Genomic DNA, 2104 nt, shown 5'->3' on the forward strand with positions numbered 1-2104 from the left:
GGCATCTGCTTTCCACACTTCATAAGCGGCTTCGGCGTCCTGGTCGTGGTAAGCCTTGAGCACGTCGCGCAGCTCTTCGATGGCGAGCTCGGCAAGGTTCGCGAGGCCGCCAACGACAGCGATCGGCGCTACACGGCTAAGCGGAATGGAACGCTTCGCCACGTTGGCGGCGTAGTCGCCGATGCGCTCGATGTCCGCGGCGATGCGCAGCGCGGCGAACACACTACGCAGATCGCCGGCGATCGGTGCGCGCAGGGCCAGCAGGCGAACGACGTCCTGGCTGATTTCCTGCTCGAGCGAGTCGATGGCTTCGTCGTTGTCGACGACGCGCTGGGCAGCGCGCTCGTCACGGCGCTGGACCACGTCGATGGCGGCCTCGAGCTGGGCGACGGCGAGTTCGCCCATCTTGACGATTTCGCCGGTGAGGCGCTTCAGTTCGTCGTCGTAGCTCTTGATGATGTGCTGGTGCGGAGTGTTCATCGCATGCCTCGTAGGGGGGCTTAGCCGAAACGGCCGGTGATGTAGTCTTCGGTCTGCTTTTTGTTCGGCTTGGTGAAGATCTTCTCGGTCCGGTCGAACTCGATCAGCTCACCCATGTACATGAAAGCGGTCATATCCGAGCAGCGCGCCGCCTGCTGCATGTTGTGCGTGACGATGACGATGGTGAACTGGCTCTTCAGCTCTTCCACCAGCTGCTCGATGCGGCTCGTGGCGATCGGGTCGAGTGCCGAGGTCGGCTCGTCCAGCAGGAGCACTTCCGGCTTCAGCGCGATCCCGCGGGCGATGCACAGACGCTGCTGCTGACCACCGGAGAGGCCGAGCGCGCTCTGCTTGAGCTTGTCCTTCACTTCGTCCCACAGCGCGGCACCACGCAGGGCTTGCTCCACGCGGCCTTCCATGTCCGTGCGGTTGRGCTTTTCGTGATGGCGGATGCCGTAGGCCACGTTCTCGAAGATGGTCATCGGGAACGGCACAGGCTTCTGGAACACCATGCCGACCTTGCTGCGCAGGCGGTTGAGCGAGTACTTCGGGTCGAGGATGTTCTCGCCATCGAGCACGATTTCGCCGCTCGCACGCAGGTTCGGGTAGATAGCGTAAATGCGGTTGAAGATGCGCAGCAGGGTGGACTTGCCGCAGCCGGACGGACCGATGATGGCCGTGACCTTCTTCTCCGGCACGTCCATGGCGATGCTCTTGAGCGCGTGGAACTCGCCGTAATGGAAGTTGAGATCGCGCACGGTCATCTTCGCCGGCACCTGGCCGAGATCGACGTCCGACCCATGGGGCGAGGTGCCGAAACCCGGCTTGGAGGCGACTTCGTTCATGTTAGTCATGGGACACCTTGGAGCGCGAGAATACAAAGCGGGCGACGAGGCTGAGCGCCAGCACGAACATGGTCAGGACGAACGCGCCGGCCCAGGCGAGGGTGTTGATGTCCGGGCTCGGGTCCTTCGTGTATTCGTAAATGACTTGCGGCAGGCTCGGCATCTTGTCGATCGGGTTGAACGTCATGAAGTTGTTGCCGAACGCCGTAAACAGCAGCGGCGCCGTTTCGCCACTKATGCGGGCGAGGGYGAGCAACACACCGGTGACAATACCCGACCGCGCGGCGCGGATCAGGATCTGCACGGTGAGCTTCCACTGCGGTACGCCGAGCGACAGCGCGGCCTCGCGCAGCGTACCCGGCACCAGGCGCAGCATTTCGTCGGTGGTGCGCACGATAACGGGCAGGGCGATCAGGGCCAGCGCGATACCGCCGGCGATACCGGAGAAGGTGACGTCGCCATTGGTCAGCCACTTCGAGGGCAGCACGACGATGGTGTAGACGAACAGGCCCAGCACGATCGACGGCGCGGACAAGAGGATGTCATTGAGGAAGCGGATGGTCGGACCGAGTTTCGAGCGGCGCGAATATTCGGCCAGCCAGGTTCCCGCCATCACGCCGATCGGCGTGGCGATGAGGATGCCGATCACGTTGAGGATCAGGCTGCCGACCATGGCATTGGCCAGGCCGCCTTCCTCGCGGTAAGCGGTGATCTTGGTGAACAGCGCGGGCTTGAGGCCGGCAATGCCCTGGCTCAGCGTCTCCCAGAGGATCCAGGCC

General features: G+C 63.4%; 3 protein-coding genes. All 3 read right to left on the reverse strand.

The features are described 5' to 3' along the window. Positions 1 to 480: phosphate signaling complex protein PhoU (phoU, locus tag AC1DT2_RS21625; RefSeq protein WP_477298649.1), on the reverse strand; the 480-nt coding region annotated here is incomplete at its 3' end. 20 nt (positions 481 to 500) lie between these two features. Next, positions 501 to 1244, reverse strand: coding sequence for a phosphate ABC transporter ATP-binding protein PstB (gene pstB, locus AC1DT2_RS21630; RefSeq protein WP_477298653.1), 744 nt, complete (start codon positions 1242 to 1244; stop codon positions 501 to 503). An 82-nt stretch (positions 1245 to 1326) separates the two neighbouring features. Beyond that, the coding region (gene pstA / locus AC1DT2_RS21635; protein ID WP_477298651.1) for a phosphate ABC transporter permease PstA at positions 1327 to 2104 on the reverse strand (778 nt) is incomplete at its 5' end.

The organism is Luteibacter sp. P4_E6 (genome assembly GCF_056401535.1).